This window comes from Sphingobium sp. LB126, assembly GCF_002795205.1.
Classification (GTDB): Bacteria; Pseudomonadota; Alphaproteobacteria; order Sphingomonadales; family Sphingomonadaceae; genus Sphingobium; species Sphingobium chungbukense.
The window spans coordinates 2,571,358-2,589,750 of sequence record NZ_NETV01000001.1 but is presented as its reverse complement, the minus strand read 5'-3'; the positions used below and the strand labels follow the sequence as shown (position 1 = coordinate 2,589,750).

Annotated in this window: 20 protein-coding genes; 8 read left to right on the top strand and 12 right to left on the bottom strand. The window is 63.9% G+C overall.

Going from position 1 to position 18,393, the window contains the following annotated elements; translation table 11 throughout:
- Positions 1-85: 85 nt before the first annotated feature.
- From CAF53_RS12650 to CAF53_RS12635, 4 genes are all read left to right on the top strand, one after another.
- The gene (locus CAF53_RS12650) at positions 86-424 is read left to right on the top strand and encodes a hypothetical protein (RefSeq protein WP_046763372.1); all 339 of its coding nucleotides are present in this window, start codon (positions 86-88) and stop codon (positions 422-424) included.
- Between the two features lie 37 nt (positions 425-461).
- Complete coding sequence (locus CAF53_RS12645; protein WP_044662519.1) at positions 462-1,127, top strand: response regulator transcription factor; 666 nt, start codon at positions 462-464, stop codon at positions 1,125-1,127.
- Positions 1,128-1,210: 83 nt separating this feature from the next.
- A complete protein-coding gene (locus CAF53_RS12640; RefSeq protein ID WP_084733096.1) occupies positions 1,211-2,515 on the top strand; it encodes a HAMP domain-containing sensor histidine kinase in 1,305 nt (434 codons plus the stop codon).
- Positions 2,515-2,865, top strand: a complete 351-nt coding sequence (locus CAF53_RS12635; RefSeq protein ID WP_100238234.1) for a YbaN family protein — start codon at positions 2,515-2,517, stop codon at positions 2,863-2,865. The genes CAF53_RS12640 and CAF53_RS12635 overlap by 1 nt, the downstream gene beginning before the upstream one ends.
- Positions 2,866-2,952: 87 nt before the next feature.
- Here CAF53_RS12635 and CAF53_RS12630 read toward each other — a convergent pair whose 3' ends face one another.
- The 4 genes from CAF53_RS12630 to CAF53_RS12615 form a co-directional block, all read right to left on the bottom strand.
- Positions 2,953-3,594 (bottom strand): trimeric intracellular cation channel family protein, encoded by a 642-nt coding sequence (locus tag CAF53_RS12630; RefSeq protein ID WP_100238233.1) that lies wholly within the window; start codon positions 3,592-3,594, stop codon positions 2,953-2,955.
- A gap of 96 nt (positions 3,595-3,690) precedes the next feature.
- Complete coding sequence (locus CAF53_RS12625) at positions 3,691-4,236, bottom strand: glutathione peroxidase (RefSeq protein ID WP_100238232.1); 546 nt, start codon at positions 4,234-4,236, stop codon at positions 3,691-3,693.
- Positions 4,237-4,273: 37 nt separating this feature from the next.
- Positions 4,274-4,999: a VIT family protein gene (locus CAF53_RS12620; protein WP_100238231.1), complete on the bottom strand. Its 726-nt coding sequence runs from the start codon at positions 4,997-4,999 to the stop codon at positions 4,274-4,276.
- Between the two features lie 57 nt (positions 5,000-5,056).
- Complete coding sequence (locus CAF53_RS12615; protein WP_046763378.1) at positions 5,057-6,835, bottom strand: ATP-binding cassette domain-containing protein; 1,779 nt, start codon at positions 6,833-6,835, stop codon at positions 5,057-5,059.
- Positions 6,836-7,029: 194 nt separating this feature from the next.
- Between CAF53_RS12615 and CAF53_RS12610 the strand changes: the two genes are divergently transcribed.
- Positions 7,030-7,758, top strand: coding sequence for an SIMPL domain-containing protein (locus CAF53_RS12610; protein WP_046763379.1), 729 nt, complete (start codon positions 7,030-7,032; stop codon positions 7,756-7,758).
- A 106-nt stretch (positions 7,759-7,864) separates the two neighbouring features.
- Here the strand turns inward: CAF53_RS12610 and phaZ are convergent, their stop codons facing one another.
- Positions 7,865-9,088 carry a polyhydroxyalkanoate depolymerase gene (gene phaZ / locus CAF53_RS12605; protein WP_046763380.1) on the bottom strand — a complete coding sequence of 408 codons (1,224 nt, stop codon included), beginning with the start codon at positions 9,086-9,088 and terminating at the stop codon, positions 7,865-7,867.
- Positions 9,089-9,212: 124 nt separating this feature from the next.
- Here phaZ and CAF53_RS12600 point away from each other — a divergent pair, with 124 nt between their 5' ends.
- Positions 9,213-9,869 (top strand): glutathione S-transferase, encoded by a 657-nt coding sequence (locus CAF53_RS12600; RefSeq protein ID WP_046763381.1) that lies wholly within the window; start codon positions 9,213-9,215, stop codon positions 9,867-9,869.
- 54 nt (positions 9,870-9,923) lie between these two features.
- Here CAF53_RS12600 and CAF53_RS12595 read toward each other — a convergent pair whose 3' ends face one another.
- From CAF53_RS12595 to acnA, 3 genes are all read right to left on the bottom strand, one after another.
- A complete protein-coding gene (locus CAF53_RS12595) occupies positions 9,924-10,625 on the bottom strand; it encodes a glutamine amidotransferase (protein WP_100238801.1) in 702 nt (233 codons plus the stop codon).
- 71 nt (positions 10,626-10,696) lie between these two features.
- Complete coding sequence (locus CAF53_RS12590) at positions 10,697-10,951, bottom strand: hypothetical protein (RefSeq protein ID WP_046763665.1); 255 nt, start codon at positions 10,949-10,951, stop codon at positions 10,697-10,699.
- Between the two features lie 76 nt (positions 10,952-11,027).
- Positions 11,028-13,697, bottom strand: a complete 2,670-nt coding sequence (acnA, locus tag CAF53_RS12585) for an aconitate hydratase AcnA (RefSeq protein ID WP_100238230.1) — start codon at positions 13,695-13,697, stop codon at positions 11,028-11,030.
- A gap of 409 nt (positions 13,698-14,106) precedes the next feature.
- On the opposite strand from acnA, the gene CAF53_RS12580 reads away from it, so the two are divergent.
- On the top strand, positions 14,107-14,373 hold the full coding sequence (locus CAF53_RS12580) for a hypothetical protein (protein WP_046763383.1): 267 nt from the start codon (positions 14,107-14,109) through the stop codon (positions 14,371-14,373).
- Between the two features lie 39 nt (positions 14,374-14,412).
- On the opposite strand, the gene CAF53_RS12575 is transcribed toward CAF53_RS12580, so the two are convergent.
- The 3 genes from CAF53_RS12575 to CAF53_RS12565 form a co-directional block, all read right to left on the bottom strand.
- Positions 14,413-14,616 (bottom strand): DUF5818 domain-containing protein, encoded by a 204-nt coding sequence (locus CAF53_RS12575; RefSeq protein ID WP_100238800.1) that lies wholly within the window; start codon positions 14,614-14,616, stop codon positions 14,413-14,415.
- Positions 14,617-14,637: 21 nt separating this feature from the next.
- The gene (locus tag CAF53_RS12570) at positions 14,638-14,823 is read right to left on the bottom strand and encodes a DUF1328 domain-containing protein (protein ID WP_046763384.1); all 186 of its coding nucleotides are present in this window, start codon (positions 14,821-14,823) and stop codon (positions 14,638-14,640) included.
- Between the two features lie 261 nt (positions 14,824-15,084).
- Positions 15,085-16,083, bottom strand: coding sequence for a D-glycerate dehydrogenase (locus tag CAF53_RS12565; protein WP_100238229.1), 999 nt, complete (start codon positions 16,081-16,083; stop codon positions 15,085-15,087).
- A gap of 183 nt (positions 16,084-16,266) precedes the next feature.
- On the opposite strand from CAF53_RS12565, the gene CAF53_RS12560 reads away from it, so the two are divergent.
- Complete coding sequence (locus CAF53_RS12560) at positions 16,267-16,734, top strand: SH3 domain-containing protein (protein WP_046763386.1); 468 nt, start codon at positions 16,267-16,269, stop codon at positions 16,732-16,734.
- Positions 16,735-16,752: 18 nt separating this feature from the next.
- On the opposite strand, the gene CAF53_RS12555 is transcribed toward CAF53_RS12560, so the two are convergent.
- Positions 16,753-18,255, bottom strand: a complete 1,503-nt coding sequence (locus CAF53_RS12555) for a peptide MFS transporter (protein ID WP_046763387.1) — start codon at positions 18,253-18,255, stop codon at positions 16,753-16,755.
- Between the last annotated feature and the right edge of the window lie 138 nt (positions 18,256-18,393).

The window sequence follows — 18,393 nt, the reverse complement described above, 5'->3', positions numbered from 1 at the left end:
AGGAAGCGCGCGCCCCGGATCAAGTCCGGAATGACGAATGGGAACGGCGGGAAACCATCCTTCATCGCCATTCACCACCTGTTCAATGCTGCGCGGCTATGCCAAGGTCATGCGAATGATGTGGTTCAGACTGATAGCAGGGTTGGGAGCCATGGCGGCGCTTTTCGCCGCAAATCCCGCTGCTTATGCCGGCAGCCAGCGCGACGAACAGGATGCCGCGCGCCGCGCGATGCTGGACGGGCAGGTCATGCCCTTTTCCGTCATCAAGCGTCGGGTCGATGCCGCCATGGGCGGCGCCACCTATCTGGGCAGCGAATTCAACCCCTCCTCCAACCGCTACCGCCTGAAATATGTGAAGGACGGCAAGGTGGTATGGGTTGATGCGGACGGTCGCACAGGCGATATAATCGGCTGGGCGCGCTGAGGGCGCGCTTCCGGCATAACAAGAGAAACGGGGCCATATGCGTCTGCTGATCGTCGAAGATGAACCTAGCCTCGGGCAACAGCTCCGCAATACGCTGGAGGGCGCGGGTTACGCCGTGGATCTGGCCGATGATGGCGAGGACGGGCATTTTCTGGGCGCGACCGAAAGCTACGACGCGGTGGTGCTGGACCTGGGCCTGCCGACCATTGACGGGCTGACCGTGCTGGACCGCTGGCGCAAAGAAGGCCGCAGTTTTCCGGTGCTGGTGCTGACGGCGCGCGACAGCTGGTCGGACAAGGTGGCGGGGCTGGACGCGGGCGCGGACGATTATCTGGCCAAGCCGTTCCAGAGCGAGGAACTGATCGCCCGGTTGCGCGCCCTGATCCGCCGCGCATCGGGCAATGCGTCGAGCGAATTGACGGCGGGCGACGTGCGGCTGGACACCCGGTCGGGCAAGGTGACGCTGAAGGGCGAGCCGGTGAAGCTGACCGCGCAGGAATATAAGCTGCTGTCCTATCTGCTCCACCACAAGGGCAAGGTGGTGAGCCGCACCGAACTCATCGAACATATTTACGATCAGGATTTCGATCGTGATTCGAATACGATCGAGGTGTTCGTGACGCGCATCCGCAAGAAGCTGGGCGCGGACGTCATCACGACGATCCGGGGCCTTGGCTACAGCCTCGACGAACCGGGACGGTAATCGGGGCCGAGGTTCCGGCGCCCGCGATGACCGATCCCCACGCCCCTGCTTCGGTTCGATCCACCGGATCGCTCAGCCGCCGCATGATCGGCATCGCAGCGCTGTGGATCAGCCTGCTGCTGCTGGGCGGCGGGCTGGCCTTGGATCGCGTGCTTTCGGACGCGATCACACGCAATTTCGACGATGGCATGAACTATGTGCTGACCGCCATGATCGCATCGGCGGAAATCGGGCCGGACGGCGAGGTGCTGTTCAATCGCGAACCCGCCGACCAGCGCTTTCTGGAACCCAATAGCGGCCTCTACTATCAGATCAGCGGCAAGGGGCATGAGGATTGGCGGTCGCGGTCGCTATGGGACCGGGCGCTCAGGGTGAAGCCGGAGCATCAGGACGATGCGCCCCATATCTATGACAGCAACCAGTTTCCCGGCGAGGATCTGCGGATATTGGAGCGCAGCATCGTCCTGCCGGGATCGAACACACGCTGGATGTTCATGGTGGCCCAGGCCCGCGAAGGACTGGACGCGCAGATCAAGACGCTGCGATCGACGCTGTTCGAAAGCTTCGCACTTCTGGCGCTGGGATTGATCGTGCTGGCGACGCTTCAGACCATTTATGGCCTTCGGCCATTGCGCAAGGTGCGGCACGAGATCGTGCGGATGCGGGCGGGCGAGAAGAACCGGGTCACCGAACCCATGCCCGCCGAGGTGCTGCCGATGGTCGAGGAACTGAACGCCCTGCTCGCCCATAATGAGCGGCAGGCGGAGGAGGCGCGGACCCATGCGGGCAACCTTGCCCATGCGCTCAAGACGCCGCTGACGGTGATCATGAACGCCGCGACCGCGCAATCGCCCGACCTTGGCGATACGGTGATCCGTGAGGCAACGACGATGCGGCGGCAGGTCGACCATCACCTCGCCCGCGCCCGCGCCGTGGGGCGGCGCGGCGCGGCACAGAGCCGGGCGGAGGTCTGGCCCAGCCTCGACGCGGTCGAACGCGCGGTACGGCGGCTCTATCCGGATGTGCGGATCGACATGGATGGCGTGAAGGACGCCGCCGTCCGGGTCGAGCGGCAGGATTTGGACGAAATGCTGGGCAATCTGATCGAGAATGCCGCGAAATATGGCGGCGGCAGCGTGTTCGCGACGGTCGGGCGCAGGGGCGCCATGGTCGAAATCCTGGTCGAGGATGACGGCATGGGCATAGCCCAAGCCGATCGCACGCGCATCTTCGACCGGGGTGTCAGGCTTGATTCGGGCAAGCCGGGTACGGGTCTTGGCCTCGCCATCGTGCGGGATGTCGCGGAAATCTATGGCGGGTCGGTCGCGCTGGAGGAAAGCGAGGATCTGGGCGGTGTGCTGGTCCGGCTGCGGCTGCCTTCGGCCTGATGCGGCGGCATATCTATCTTGCCTGCGGCTTTCTTTCGCTGGGCCTGGGAGCGATCGGGGCCTTTTTGCCGTTGCTGCCCACCGTGCCGTTCATGATCCTGGCCGCCTTCTGCTTTGCCCGATCCAGTCCGGCGATGGAAGCCCGGCTGCTGGAGCATCGTCATTTCGGGCCGCATATCCGGCGATGGCGGGAAAAGGGCGCGATCAGCCGGCGGGGGAAGAAAGCCGCTCTGGCAGCCTTTGCATTCAGCGTGGTGATCGCGCTGCTGTTCTCGCCCTTCCCGTGGTTCCTGATTCCGCTTGGAGCCGCCCTGATCGGCGGAACCTGGATATGGACGCGGCCGGACTGACGGTTCCGGCATCGCCATTCTCGTCATCCGGGGCTTGATCCGGGTGACGAAGCGGGGAGCGGAAGTCCCCCAAAGCCGACAATTGCCTCAGTCCCCCGCTCGCTTGTAATGCGGCAATCCAAGGCCGCGCCAGATTGCGACAGCGCGGAGCAGGAATCCCAGAAACGCAGCGATCAGGCCGGCGACCGGTACGTCCAGTCCCCACCAGCGCAGGCAGACGAACAGACCCGACGCGAGCGCCGCAGCCGTCACATAAAGCTCCGGACGCAGCAGGATCGACGGTTCGTGCGCCAGCAGGTCACGCATGATACCGCCGACGCAACCGGTGACGACGCCCATCATCGCCGCGACGAGGGGCGGAATGCCGTAGCTCATCGCCTTGGCCGCGCCGTAGACGGCGAAGGCGGCAAGACCGATCGCGTCGAGCCAGTCGAGAGCGCGGTCGCTCCACCAGCGGCGCGGCGTGAACCAGATGAGCAATGCCGCGATCATGCAGGCAATCGCGGGCGTCGCATCATGGACCCAGAACACCGGGGCACCGATCAGCAGATCGCGGACCGTTCCGCCCCCCACCCCCGTCACCAGCGCGAAGAAGGCGAAAGTCACGAGCGTCTGGCGCAACCGCGCGGCAGCGAGCGCGCCCGAGGCGGCGAACACGAAAGTGCCGACGATGCTCAATGTTTCGAGGACCGGGCCGATCTGATGAAAGGCGATGGCGGGTGGCAGCATGGGATCGAATAGGCGCCCGTCAGCCGCGCCCGCCGAGGATCAGGCACGAACGGTGAGCGCCGCCATTCCGGTCGGGGAGAATGGCGGCCCTCCCCATCATTTCGCCAGTTCGGCCTCGATGGCGGCGATCAGCGAGGCGTCATCGGGCGCGGTAGTGGGCGCGAAGCGGGCCGCGACGCTGCCGTCCTTCGCGATCACGAACTTCTCGAAATTCCACAGGACTTCCGGCTCGGGATTGGGCGTGATGCCATAGCCTTGCAGCTTTTCGCGGAAGGCGGCGCCGTCGCCCTGCGCTTCGGGCCGGGCACTGGTAAGGGCAGCATAGAGCGGGTGCTTTTCCGGACCGGTCACCACGATCTTTTCGAACATCGGGAAATCGACACCGAAATTGGTGGTACAGAAGGTCGCGATCTCGTCATTGCTGCCCGGTTCCTGCGCGCCGAAATCGTTGGCGGGGAAACCGGCGACGACCAGGCCCTGGTCCTTGTAATCGCGGTAGAGCTTTTCAAGGCCCTCATATTGCGGGGTCAGGCCGCATTTGGACGCGACGTTGACCGCCAGCACCACCTTTCCCGCATAGTCGGCGAGGCTGGCGTCGGCACCCTTGATGGTCTTGAGCGGGATTTGCTGGATATCGGTCATCTTGTCACTCCTTGGAGATAGGCGGCGGCTTCTGCCGTCATATGGCTGCGCCGAAAAGCTTGCCCACGCCGGATGTCGCCAGCATCGCGAACACGCCCCAGAAAACGACGCGTGCGACGGCACGGATGATCCCCCCGCCGCCGAGCCGCGCACCGACATAACCCAATATGGCAAGGCAAACCAACGACGTAACCGCCACAGCTACAAGCGCATGGGAAGGATATGCGACCGCCGCCAACAGTGGCGCGATGGCGCCGGCGGAAAAGGTCGCCGCGGATGTAAACGCGGCCTGAACCGGGCGCGCGGTGCTGATGTCCGAAATGCCCAGTTCATCGCGCGCATGGGCAGCCAGCGCATCGATATTCATGAGTTGCGTCGCCACTTGCCCCGCCAGATCCGCGGTCAGGCCGCGATCGACATAGATGTTGCGCAACTCCTCCCACTCCACATGAGGTTGTTGGGCCAAAGCCTTCTTTTCCTTGGCCAGGTCGGCACGTTCGGTATCGGATTGGGCGCTGACGGAAACATATTCGCCCGCCGCCATCGACATGGCGCCCGCCACCAGCGCCGCTGTGCCGGAAAGAAGGATCGTCGAGGGCGCCGCCCCGGAAGCCGCGATGCCCGTGAGCAGGCTGGCGGTCGAGACGATGCCGTCATTCGCGCCCAGCACGGCGGCGCGCAGCCAGCCGACTCGGTTCACATAATGGACCGCATGATGGCCGTCGATCACGTCATCATCCTGCGTCGCCGTGGACTGTTCCATCGCTTCCCCCTGACCTGCTGCCTTGGCTATCAGATGAGACGATTGGCGCAAGGCCTTCTAGGCACCCAGCCCTTCGGCCCTTTCCGCCAGTTCGAGCCAGCGTTCCTCCGCCGCGTCCTTTTCGGCGCGGGCCTTTTCGATCGCCTTTGTGAGAGCATCGAATTTCTTCGGGTCGCGACTGTAGAGATTGGGATCGGCCAACGCCTCTTCGTCGCGGGCGATGGCGGCCTCGATCGACTCGATTTGCTTAGGGATCAGATCGAAGTCGCGCTGGTCCTTGTAGCTGAGCTTCGTCGCGGCGGTCTTTTGCGGCGGCGGCGCGGCGGTCTTCTTCTCCTGCCTTGGCGCGTTCTTCGGCTGGCGCTTGGCAACCCAGTCGGCATAGCCCCCGACGATCACGTCGATCGTGCCGGAGCCGTCCAGCCCCAGCGTCACGGTGACGGTGCGGTCGAGAAAATCGCGGTCGTGGCTGACGATCAGGACCGTGCCCTCATAGTCGGCGATCACCTCCTGGAGCAGGTCGAGCGTTTCGAGATCGAGATCGTTGGTCGGCTCATCCAGTACCAGCAGGTTCGATTCGCGAGCGAATTCGCGGGCGAACAGGAGCCGGGAGCGTTCGCCGCCGGACAGCGTCCCCACCCTCGCCTCGGCCAGCGAGGGGTCGAAGAGGAATTCTTTGAGATAGCCGTGGACATGCTTGCGCACGCCGCGCACGTCGATCCAGTCGCCACCTTCGGCCAGCACATCCCTCACCCGCTTGTCGGGCTGCATCAGGCTGCGCTGCTGGTCGATGAAGATCATGTCGAGCGACTTGGCCTGTTTGACTTGCCCCGCGTCGGGCGCGAGTTCGCCGGTGAGGAGCTTCAACAGCGTGGTCTTGCCCGCGCCATTGCCGCCGACGATACCGATGCGGTCGCCGCGCTGGATGCGCAGGGAGAAATCCTTGATGACCGTGCGCTCGCCGAACTGCTTGGTGACATGCTCGGCGGTGATGACGCTTTTCGTCTTGTTGTCGTCGCTGGCGACGGCGATCTTCGCAACGCCCTGCGGCCCGACCATGGCGGCGCGCTGGGCGCGCATCTCCCACAATTTGGCAAGGCGGCCCTGGTTGCGCTTGCGCCGGGCGGTGACACCGCGTTCCAGCCAGTGGGCCTCGATCTTGAGCTTGGCGTCGAGTTTCTCGGCGGCGCGGGCCTCTTCAGCATAGACGGCTTCCATCCATTCCTCGAAACCGCCGAAGCCGATCTCGTTGCGGCGGATGCCGCCCCGGTCGAGCCACAGCGTCTGGCGCGTCAGGCGGGTCAGGAAGGCGCGGTCGTGACTGATCACGATGAAGGCGCCATTATAGCGGCTGAGCCAGCCCTCCAGCCAGTCGATCGCGTCGATGTCGAGATGGTTGGTCGGTTCGTCGAGCAGCAGCAGGTCGGGTTCGCTCGCCAGGGCGCGGGCGATGGCGGCGCGGCGACGCTCGCCCCCCGAAGCGGTCGCGGCCTCGCGATTGAGGTCGGTGCCTAGCTGGCTGGCAATGGCCTCCACCTCATGGGCGGGCGGCGCGAACTGGCCCGCCAACGCGAAATCGCGCAGCGTGGCGAAGCTGCCGACGTCGGGGTCCTGCTCCAGCATGATGACCCGCGCGCCAGGCCGGACCGACCGGGTGCCCTCATCCGGTTCGATCTGCCCGGCAATGAGCTTCAGCAACGTGGTCTTGCCCGCGCCGTTGCGGCCGATCAGCGCCAGCCTGTCCCTCTCCCCGACGAAAATGTCGAGATTGCGGAACAGCCAGTGGGTGCCCTGCGAGAGGCCAAGATTTTCGAAGGAGAGAATGGGAGCCGCCATGGGCGTGCAGCTAGAGCATTTTCAAGTCGGGTGGAACAGGTGACGGCCGGAAAAATGCGGAAAACGAAAGAGCGATCGGCGGTTCGCGGCAGGAGGGGGAACCGGAATCTGTCTGACGGCTTTCAACGCATGTCAGCGTCCATTCATCGCAGCCGTCACAATAGACCTGCATCGCTTTTTGAGGAGAAAGCCCCGTGAAATCAATGCTTGCCCTGATGGCTCTCGGCGCCGCCCTGCCCGTTTCGGCTGTGGCGCAGACCAGTGTCACCATTGCCGAAACCGCTCCCGTCGTGACGCTGAACGTTACGGAAACCGTCGAAGCGGCGCCGGACATGGCGACCGTCGGCACCGGGGTCCAGACCCGCGCGCAGACCGCCGCCCAGGCGATGCGCGACAATGCGGTACAGATGGACAAGCTGATCGCTGCGCTGGTGAAGGCGGGCATACCGAAGAAGGATGTCCAGACCAGCGGCATCAATCTGAGCGCGCAATATGATTACAGCAATCGCGACGGCCAGCCGTCGGGACCGCGCTTCATCGGCTATGAGGCGTCGAACCAGCTTTCGGTGAAGCTGCGCGACATCAAGAAGGTGGGAACGCTGCTCGACACCATGGTCGAGGCGGGCGCGACCAATGTGAACGGGCCGAGCTTCTCGATCAGCGATCCCGCGCCGATGCTGGCGCAGGCACGGGCGGCGGCGCTCAAGAGCGCCAAGGCGCAGGCGGATTTCTATGCGCAGGCGGCCGGCTATCGCTCGGCCCGGCTGGTGTCGCTGGCGGAGAGCAACAGCGGCGGCCAGCCACCCATGCCGATGATGGCGGCCGCGCGGTTCAAGGCCGATGCCGCCCCCGCCACCCCGGTCGAGCCGGGACAGGTCGGGTCTTCGGTGACGCTGACCGTTCAATATGCGTTGGAGAAATAGAATAGCGGATTTAGCGGCTTGCAGCCGTGATCGCCCTCGTCACCCCCGGCTTGCCCTGGGTGACGAAAGGGGGGAGGTCCGCCTTCCCCCGAATGCCCGGGCAGGCTCAGTTCATCGCCAGGATCATGTTCCGCACCTGCGGATAGACCTGCTTTTCCCATTTGCTGCCTGAAAACACGCCATAATGGCCAACGCCGGGCTGGAGGTGATGGCGCTTGAGATGCGGACGCAAACCCGTGCAGAGCGCATGGGCCGCCGCCGTCTGACCCACGGCACAGACATCGTCCTTCTCACCCTCGACCGTCAGCAACGCGGTGTTGCGGATCGCACCCGGATTGACCTTGCGCCCGCGATAGGTGAGTTCGCCCTTCGCCAGGAGGGTGCGCTGGAACACCTTGTCCACGGTTTCGAGGTAGAATTCCGCGGTCATGTCCAGGACCGCGAAATATTCCTCGTAGAATGTCTTGATCCTGTCCGCTTCCACCTGCTTGCCGTCGGCCAAGAGCTGGTACAGTTCGCGATGCGCGGCACCATGGCGGTCCATGTTCATCGACATGAACGCCGAAAGCTGCAGAAAACCCGGATAGACCCGCCGTCCCCGGCCCGCATAGCGCATCGGCACCATGCTGATCAAGTTGTCCTCGAACCATTCCAGCGTCTGTTCATTGGCAAGTTCGTTGACGACCGTGGGCGCGGCGCGCGTGTCGATCGGGCCACCCATCAGGGTCATGGAACGCGGCGTGGCAGGGTCCTTGTCCTCCGACATGATCGACACCGCCGCCATGGCGGGCACGCAGGGCTGGCAGACGGAGACGAGGTGCGAACCCGGCCCCAGCTCCTGCATGAAGGTCATGATATAGTCGACATAGTCGTCGAAGCCGAAACGGCCGGCGCTGAGCGGCACGTCGCGCGCATTCTTCCAATCGGTGATATAGACGTCATGGTCGCGGAGCAGCGTCTGCACCGTGTTGCGCAGCAGGGTCGCGAAATGGCCGGACATCGGCGCCACCACCAGAACCTTCGGCTGGGCGGTCTCCACATCGTCCTTGGCAAAGTGCAGCAGATTGCCGAAGGGCATGTCCAGCGCCACTTCCTCCCGCACCGGAACCAGCGCATTGCCCGTTTCGACCGGGCGAATCGCATAGGCGGGACGGCGATGGGTCAGCTTCGCGCCCTGGAACACATCCATCATGGCAAACATGCGGCGGGGCATCGCCCAATCCGCCACGGGGCCCATTTTATCCCTGAAAGACAATGCGATCTGTGCCCCGAACCGGGCCGGAGCCAGCATGTCGTTCCACGCCTGATAGCCACTGTACAGCATCTTCATCTAATCAAACGCGCCCTGATCTCGTTCGGTCCCGATTCGACCATCATTATAGGTCTATACAGGTTTTCCATATTGCACCGCATCATGATTGATGGAAAAGTAGGATAAAGCGGGAGGATTTGCCATGGCCGACGCGGAATTGACCATTTCCAGCAAGACTTATTCCTCTTGGTCCCTGCGCGGATGGCTGTTGTGCCGCCTTGCCGGATTGCAGGTGGCGGAAAAGACGATCGCGCTCGACGATCCCGAAAACCGGGCGGAATTGCTGCTTTTGTCCCCCTCCGTGCTGGTCCCGCGCCTGACCCATGAGGGGGCGAGCGTGTGGGATACGCTCGCAATTGCGGAATATCTGCATGAGCTTTACCCCCATGCCGGGCTCTATCCGGACGATCGCATCGCCCGCGCCCATTGCCGGTCGGTGTCGGGTGAGATTCATTCGGGTTTCATCAACCTGCGATCCGCCCTGCCGATGAACCTCAAGGTCCGGCATGAGAAATTCCCGGTCTTTTCGGGCGCGAAACAGGATATCGAGCGGATCGAGGAGATTTGGACCGAATGCCTGGATGCCTATGGCGGCCCCTGGCTGTTCGGGGAGAAGCCGACCGTCGCCGATGCCATGTTCGCGCCGGTAGCGCAGCGTTTCCTGAGTTACGCCGTGCCGCTGTCGGCCAAATCGGCAGCTTATTGCAATTTCAGCAACGACTGGCCCTTGATGCGCGAATGGATCGACGCCGCGCGCAAGGAAAAGGACGAGGTAGAGGAATTGGAAGTCGAATTTTAGAGCAAGGCGCTGCCCTAGAGCGCGCTGCATTAAATCATATGCAAGCCGCGCGCTCTAGGATTCCAGGCCCGCCAGCCATTCCCCGATCATTGCCCGGCCCGCCGCGACCGCGCCGGGACCGTGATCGGCATGGTCCTGCCGCAGCGCAATGCCGCATTGCTTCGCCATATCGAGATCGGCCCAGAAATGCGTGAGCCAATCCTCGAAGCGGGGGTCCTCCCCCATTTCGGCGTGAAACTGGAGCGCCAGCAGGTTCCGCCCGCGGCGGAAGGCCTGATGCGCGTAATTTTCGGTCGAGGCGAGCAGGTCCACGCCAGCGGGTAGATCGAATGTGTCGCTGTGCCAGTGCAGGACGGGAACATCCCGCAAATGGCGAAGCGGGGAATCGACGCCCGTCCCGTTCAGCGTGACTGGCGCAAAGCCCAATTCCATATGGCCGCCGGGATAGACGCGGGCACCCAGCGCCGCCGCGATCATCTGACTGCCCAGGCACACGCCCAGCGTCGGCAGGTCCTGCTCCAGCCGGGCGGCGAGCTTCTCGATCTGGTGCGGAATCCAGGGGTGGATATGCTGCTCATAGACGCCCATCGGCCCGCCCATCATGATCAGCAGATCGGGCGTGCTAAGGTCGGCATCCAGGAAATCGGGACTGGCGACGTCGATCCGTTCGATCTCAAAGCCTGCGGCCTCGATCGGCTGGAGATACCCCGCCGCTCCTTCGCGCGGCACATGACGGACGATCAGCGCTTTTTTCATCTCTACCGCGTTGGTAGCCATTGGAAGCCCGGACCGCTACCCCAGCCTTTCTTGAGGCGGCGATATTCCTCCTATCGCCCCGCGCGACCCAGGCGGACGATGCGGGCCAGTGCCGCGATGCCGATACCCAGCCAGACGATGTTGAGCACCATCGAGGGAATGGCGCCGTGCCACCAGGTGTTGAGGATGAAGAGCGCCGAGCCCAACGCATTCATCCCCTGGAACAGCGCGGACTTGCCCGACACGCGCCCGCTCGACACCAGCATATAGGCGCCCAGCACCAATATCGCGCCCAGCCAGCCGGCGATTTCGACAAGGATCGGCACATCGTCCCCCACAAGAAAAGGGCCGCCTCCTCTTTAGGAGACGGCCCTTTTTCCTCCAACTCAGCCTGTCAGCCGATCAAGCGGCCAGCTTGCGCAGCACATATTGAAGGATGCCGCCGTTCAGGAAATAATCCAGTTCGTTGACGGTATCGATGCGGCACAGCGCGGTGAAGGTGAAGGTCGAGCCGTCGGCGCGCTTCACGATCACGTCCACGTCCTGGCGGGGCTTGAGACCCGACACATTCTGGATGGTGAAGGTCTCGTCGCCCGTCAGGCCCAGCGTGTCCTTGTTCTCGCCGTCCTTGAACTGGAGCGGCAGCACGCCCATGCCGACCAGGTTCGAACGGTGGATACGCTCGAAGCTTTCGACGATGACCGAACGGACGCCGAGCAGGTTGGTGCCCTTCGCCGCCCAGTCGCGCGACGAGCCGGTGCCATATTCCTTGCCGCCGATGACGACCAGCGACGTGCCGTCCGCCTTGTGCTTCATCGCCGCGTCGTAGATCGGCATGACTTCGCCTTCATAGCGGGTCATGCCGCCTTCGACGCCGTCCAGCATCAGATTCTTGATGCGGATGTTGGCGAAGGTGCCGCGCATCATGACTTCGTGATGGCCACGGCGCGAACCATAGCTGTTAAAGTCGGCCTGGCTGACCTGATGCTCGCTCAGCCACTTGCCCGCGGGCGAAGACGCCTTGATCGAGCCGGCCGGCGAGATGTGGTCGGTTGTGATCGAATCACCGAAGATCGCGAGCGGCTTGGCTTCGATGATGTCGGTGACCGGCGCCGGGGTCATGGACAGCCCCTCGAAATAGGGCGGGTTGGCGACATAGGTCGAACCGGCGCGCCACTTGTAGGTGTCCGAACCCGTGACATCGATCGCCTGCCAGTGCGCATCGCCCTTATAGACATTGGCGTAGCGCGCCTGGAACATCTGGCGGTCCATGCAGCCCGCCATGGTGGTGGCGACTTCGTCATTGGTCGGCCAGATATCCTTCAGGAACACGTCCTGGCCGTCCTTGCTCTTGCCGATCGGGGTGGTGATGAAATCCTCGATCACCGTGCCCTTGAGGGCGTAGGCGACGACCAGCGGCGGCGAGGCGAGGAAGTTCGCGCGAACGTCCGGCGACACGCGGCCTTCGAAGTTGCGGTTGCCCGAGATGACGGCGGCGGCGACCAGGCCGTTGTCGTTGATCGCCTTGCTGATCGGTTCGGCCAGCGGGCCGGAGTTGCCGATGCAGGTGGTGCAGCCATAGCCGACCAGGTTGAAGCCGATGGCGTCGAGGTGCGACTGAAGACCGGCCTTTTCCAGATAGTCGGTGACGACTTGGCTACCGGGGGCGAGCGAGGTCTTGACCCAGGGCTTGGGCTTCAGGCCGAGTTCGTTCGCCTTCTTGGCGACGAGGCCCGCGGCGACCAGAACGCCGGGGTTCGACGTGTTGGTGCAGCTGGTGATCGCGGCAATGGTGACGTCGCCGTCGCCAATGTCGAAATCCTTGCCCTCGACCGGAACGCGCTGCTGCGCCTTCTTGTAGGTGTTGGCCATGTCGGCGTTGAACACGTCATCGACTTCCGGCAGCGCGACGCGGTCCTGCGGGCGCTTGGGACCGGCCAGGCTGGGGACGACGGTGCCGAGGTCCAGTTCCAGCGTGTCGGTGAAGACGGGTTCGACGGCGGGGTCGATCCAGAAGCCCTGCTCCTTGGCATAGGCTTCGACCAGCGCGATATTTTCTTCGGTGCGGCCGGTCAGGCGCATATAGTCCAGCGTCTTGTCGTCGATGCCGAAGAAGCCGCAGGTCGCGCCATATTCCGGCGCCATGTTGGCGAGCGTCGCGCGGTCGGCCAGCGACAGCGAGGCAAGGCCGGGGCCGAAATATTCGACGAAGCGGCCGACCACGCCCTTGGCGCGCAGCATCTGGGTGCAGGTGAGCACGAGGTCGGTGGCGGTGACGCCTTCCTTCAGCGTGCCGGTGAAGCGGAAGCCGACGACTTCAGGGATCAGCATCGAGACGGGCTGGCCGAGCATCGCGGCTTCAGCCTCGATCCCGCCGACGCCCCAGCCCAGCACGCCCAGGCCGTTGACCATGGTGGTGTGGCTGTCGGTGCCGACGCAGGTGTCGGGATAGGCGACGGTGACGCCGTCGGGGCCTTCGCTCGACCAGACGGCCTGCGCGATATTTTCCAGATTCACCTGGTGGCAGATGCCGGTGCCCGGGGGAACGGCGTAGAAGTTGGCGAGCGACTTGGAACCCCACTTCAGGAAGTCATAGCGTTCCATGTTGCGCTGATATTCGATTTCCACATTCTGTTCGAACGCCTTGGGCGTGCCGAATTCGTCAACCATGACCGAGTGGTCGATGACGAGGTGGACGGGAACCTGCGGGTTGATCTTGCTGGCGTCGGCGCCCAGTTCGTTCATCGCGTCGCGCATGGCGGCCAGGTCGACGACGCAGGGAACGCCGGTGAAGTCCTGTAGCAGCACGCGGGCGGGGCGATACTGGATTTCACGCTCGGCCTTGCCCTTGTCGTTCTGCCAGTCGACGATCGCCTTCACGTCGTCGGTGGTGACGGTCACGCCGTCCTCGAAGCGGAGCAGGTTTTCCAGCAGCACCTTCATCGAGAAGGGCAGGCGCGAAACGTCGCCCAGCTTGGCGGCGGCCTTCTTCAACGAATAATAGGCAATGTCCTTGCCGCCGACATTCAAGATGTCGCGCGTTCCAAGGGTGTCCTGTCCGATGGCGGTCATGAGTCGTGCGTCTCCTCGCAGTGGCCCGGCCAGGAGGAGGCAGGATGACGCTATTCCACCAGGGGCTCGCCGGACGGCGAAAAAATACCGGACGGCAAGGTGGCGGGATGCGCCCCAACTCACGGCCGAAGCGGATATGTCCCGATGCGCGCCGCCATAGCGCCTGCGCGCCCCAAGTCAAATGCGAAGGCGCAAAAATGGGACATTCCTTCGAATCTTTCTTGTAGACGCGGTCATTCCACGCGGGATACATTGGGTGGCAGCCGCGTTCTGGTTTAAGGAGCGGGCTACACAGAGATGAAAATGGGTCGCTCGCTCTGACTGTCGTCGTTGCATCAATGCAGGCGTGATCGGGTCTCGTGCACTTTCGCGCCGATGCCGAGAATATATGTCTGAGGAGGAAGAGACGATGCGCCCAGTTTCGAGCCTCGCTACCGGCAAGTCTTTTGACCCGGCCTTAAGGGGTTACATCATTCACTACCATCCGGGGGAAGCCAATCACTGCCCCAGTTGCGGCCGCAGCCAGTGGATGGTCGGCCGGTTGATGGCGGAATGCGCCTATTGCGAAACCGCATTGCCGCTCGAGAATAATCGCGGATTCGGCGCATGCGCCCGTTTCGTGCGCACGCATGACGTCATGCCGTCCTATGATCCGCGCGATTCGTTCAATCCGTGAGGCAAATGCGATCCTGATACACGCAGGGCCGCAGCGCGGTCAGGCAGCGGCCACCCCTTCGACCTCCACTATGCCCTCGCCGGCATAAAATCCCCGTACCCTGACCCGCTTTTCGACATGGTCGACAGGCACGCGCAGCAGCACCAGCCGGAAGGTGCCGCCGAGATCACGCTGGAGCAGGAAGCCGGCTTCATCGCGTGTCAGCCGGCCGGTTTCGTCCACTCCAGCGCCTATCTCAGTGATGCCGATCCATGTCATGGACGGTCAGTCTATCGCATTCCTGATACCCTTGCCAGCCAGCAGGCCGAGCACCAGGAAGATCAGGAACAGCGCGATCGCCAACACGAACAGGAATTTGGCGATACCGACAAAGGCGCCCGCCGCGCCGCCAAAGCCCAATATGGCCAGGACAGCGGCAATCACGAGCGAAATGATGGCCAGACGGATCATGCGACACTCCTTCCGTTGAAAGACCCGCATATTCCAACGGATGGTGAGGCAGTGGGGTTCCGGCTAGAGCATCGTGCGCAAAGTGGGAACCGGTTTGGCGCTTAAAACGATGCGACAACAAAAACTTAGAGCGCGCGGCTTGCGTACGATTTAACGCAGCGCGCTCTCGCGGGGCGGTGACAAACATCTGCGAAGTTGCGATGTGTGATTTGCCGATGCGCGGCTCCCCAGGCCAGGAACCGGCCGGAAAAACCGTGCATGTCAGACCCAGCCTTCCAGCACCTGATTGGGCGGACGATGCCCGTCCACCCAGCTACGGATATTGGCGATCACCCGCGCGCCGGTCGCGTCGCGCCCCTCGAACGTGGCGGACCCCATATGCGGCAGCAGCACGACATTGGAGAGTTCCAGCAAGCGCGGGTCGATCGCCGGTTCATGGGTATAGACGTCGAGCCCCGCCCCCGCGATCCGCCCTTCCGCCAGCGCCGTGATCAGCGCCGGTTCGTCGGTGATCTCCGCGCGGGAGGTATTGATCAGATAGGCGTCCGACCGCATGAGCGCGATCCGCCGCGCATCGATCATCCCCCGGCTGTCGGCATTGAGCGGACAGTGGATCGACACGATGTCGCTGGCCGCCAGCAGCGAGTCCAGGTCCGGATACCAATGCGCCTCCAGTTCCTGCTCGACCTCGAAGGGCAGGCGATGGCGGTTGTGATAGGCGATGGAGAGGCCGAATGCCGTCGCCCGCCGGGCTACCGCCCGGCCGATGCGGCCCATGCCGATGATCCCCAGCTTCTTGCCGCCGATGCGATGGCCGAGCATGCCGGACGGGCTCCAGCCGGTCCAGGCGCCGGATCGCACCAGCTTCTCCCCCTCGGCCAGGCGGCGCGGCACCGACAGGATCAGCGCCATCGTCATGTCGGCCGTATCCTCGGTCAACACGCCCGGGGTATTGGTGACGATGATCCCCTTCTTCCGCGCGGCGGCGAGGTCGATATGATCGACACCACTGCCGAAGCTGGCGATCAGTTGCAGCCGTTCCGGCGCCGCCTCGATCAGCGCGGCGTCGATCTGGTCGGTGACGGCAGGCACCAGCACGTCGCATTGTGCCATGACGCGGGTCAGCGCGGCGCGGTCCATCGGAACGTCGCCGATGTTGAAGACGGTGTCGAACAGATCGGCCATGCGCGCCTCCACATTGGGAGGCAGGCGGCGCGTGACGATGACGCGCGGCGTGGCGGGGCGCGGTTTCTTGGCCATATCCGGCCGCTATGCTTCACAGGCGCGATGGTCAAGCGCTTATACCGCCAAGTCGCTGCGATGCCGACGCATCACGACCTGGCGACGCTCCGCCGCGGCGCGGGCCTGGCATAAGAGCGGTTGTCGGGGCTGCCGCCCGGCGTCTATAAATGCAGTATCGTTCGGCTTGGGGAATATGGGAACATGAAGGGCTATTTGCTGGGCGCGGGGCTGATCGCCGCCATTTGCCTGAGCGGCGGCGCGGGGGCGAACCCGGTCAAGCCGGTGCCTTACTGGGCCTCCCTCAGCCATGACGAGGCCCGGATGCGCGTCGGCCCCAGCCTGGATTACCCCTCCAACTGGGTCTATCGCCGCCGCGACCTGCCGGTGAAGGTGGTTCAGGTGCTGGGCCTGTGGCGCAAGGTCGAGGATTCGACCGGAACGCAGGGCTGGATGCACGTCCGGCTTTTGAGCGACGCGCCGACCGCCATCGTCACCGCCGAGATCGCGCCGATGCGGGAATCCGCCAATGAGGAGGCCCGCACCGTCTTTCGCGCGCAACGGGGCGTGGTCGGGCGGATTTCCTCCTGCGGCAAGGGCTGGTGCGGGTTCGATGTGGGCGGACAAAAGGGCTTCATCCGCGCCGACGACATCTGGGGGGCGACGCGGTAACGCCGCTCCCCTTTCACCTTATCGCGCCTGCCCGATGTGCATCAACCGCTTGACCAGCGGCGCAGCGGCCATCACGGCGATGCCGATGCCGACCGACCACCAGCCGATGCTGCCATAGACCGCCAGCACGTCGTCACGGCTGGCCGCCCCGCCCTCGCCTCCGGTCGCGGCAGAGATCAGCCCGGCGGCATATTCGCCCAGCGCCATGGCGAGGAACCAGATGCCCATCATCAGCCCGATCATGCGCGACGGCGCCAACGTCGACATGGCGGACAGCCCGACCGGCGACAGGCACAATTCGCCGATGGTGTGGCACAGATAGAGGAGGAAGATGAACAGCACTGGAGTCAGCGTGCCGGGCGCGCCCGTTCCGGCGACCAGGATCAGGAAGCCCGCGCCGACCAGCGCGATGGCGATGCCGAATTTGGCCGGGGTCGACGGTTCCCACCCCCGCTTCGCCAGCCATATCCAGAGCGCAGCGATCACGGGTCCGAACATCAGGATATAGGCGGCGTTGACCGACTGGAACATCGAGGCGGGAACGTTGAAGCCCAGTATGTGCCGGTTCGTGTAACGGTCCGTAAAGAGGCTGAGCGACGATCCGGTCTGCTCGTACAGGCCCCAGAAGATCGGATTGATGACCAGCAGGAACAGCGCCGCCAGCATCCGGTCGCGCCCGATCCGTTCCATCCGGCCAAAGGCTTCCCACAGGATGTAGAGCACCACCGCCACGCTCGCGACCGCCAGCATCCAGCCGACGATCACATGCTGCTGGATGAGGAACCAGCACAGTGCGATGGACGCAAGACTGGAAAGATAGACCAGCCATTCGCGGGGGATGATCCCGCCGACGCGCTGAGCCAGACGATCGGGATCGGGCGGCTCGCCCTTGCCCTGCAACAGCGGCTTGCTGAGCGTGAAACCGATGACGCCCGCTATCATGCCGACCGACGCGGCGCCGAAACCCCAGTGCCAGCCCCATGTCTGGCCGAGATAGCCGCAGATCACCGGGCCGATGGTCGCGCCCAGATTGATGCCCATGTAGAAGATCGTATAGGCCGGATCGCGCCGCATGTCGTCGCGCGGATAGAGCTGTCCCACCAGCGCCGACGCGCTGGATTTGAGGAAGCCCGTGCCGGTGATCACCGTCGCCAGGCCGAGCCAGAAGAGCCCAAGACCCATCGCGCCCGCATCGTCGCTTTCCATTCCCAGGATCAGATGACCGACGGCGATCACGATCCCGCCGAACAGCACCGCCTTGCGCTGCCCCAGATAGCGGTCGGCCAGATAGCCGCCCATCAGCGGCGAGATGTAGATCAGCGACATATAGGCGCCATAGGCATAGGAGGCGTCGCTGTCGGAAAAGAGGAAATGCTGCGTCAGGTAGAAGATCAGCAGCGCGCGCATACCGTAGAAGGAGAAGCGTTCCCACATCTCCACGAAAAACAGCAGGAACAGGCCGCGGGGATGGCCGAGCCAGGTCTTCCCCTCCCCGGCCACGTTTGAAACGGAGGTCGCCATTCAGGCCCCTTTTATTCGATTTGATCGTCGGGCCGCGAAGCTGCCCGCTATGCCCACAGCCTAGAGCGGAAATTATTCATCTGTCAAAGAAGGGCCGCGCACTTGCGTCCGGTCCCGCGGCAAGCCATCTGGTCCGCC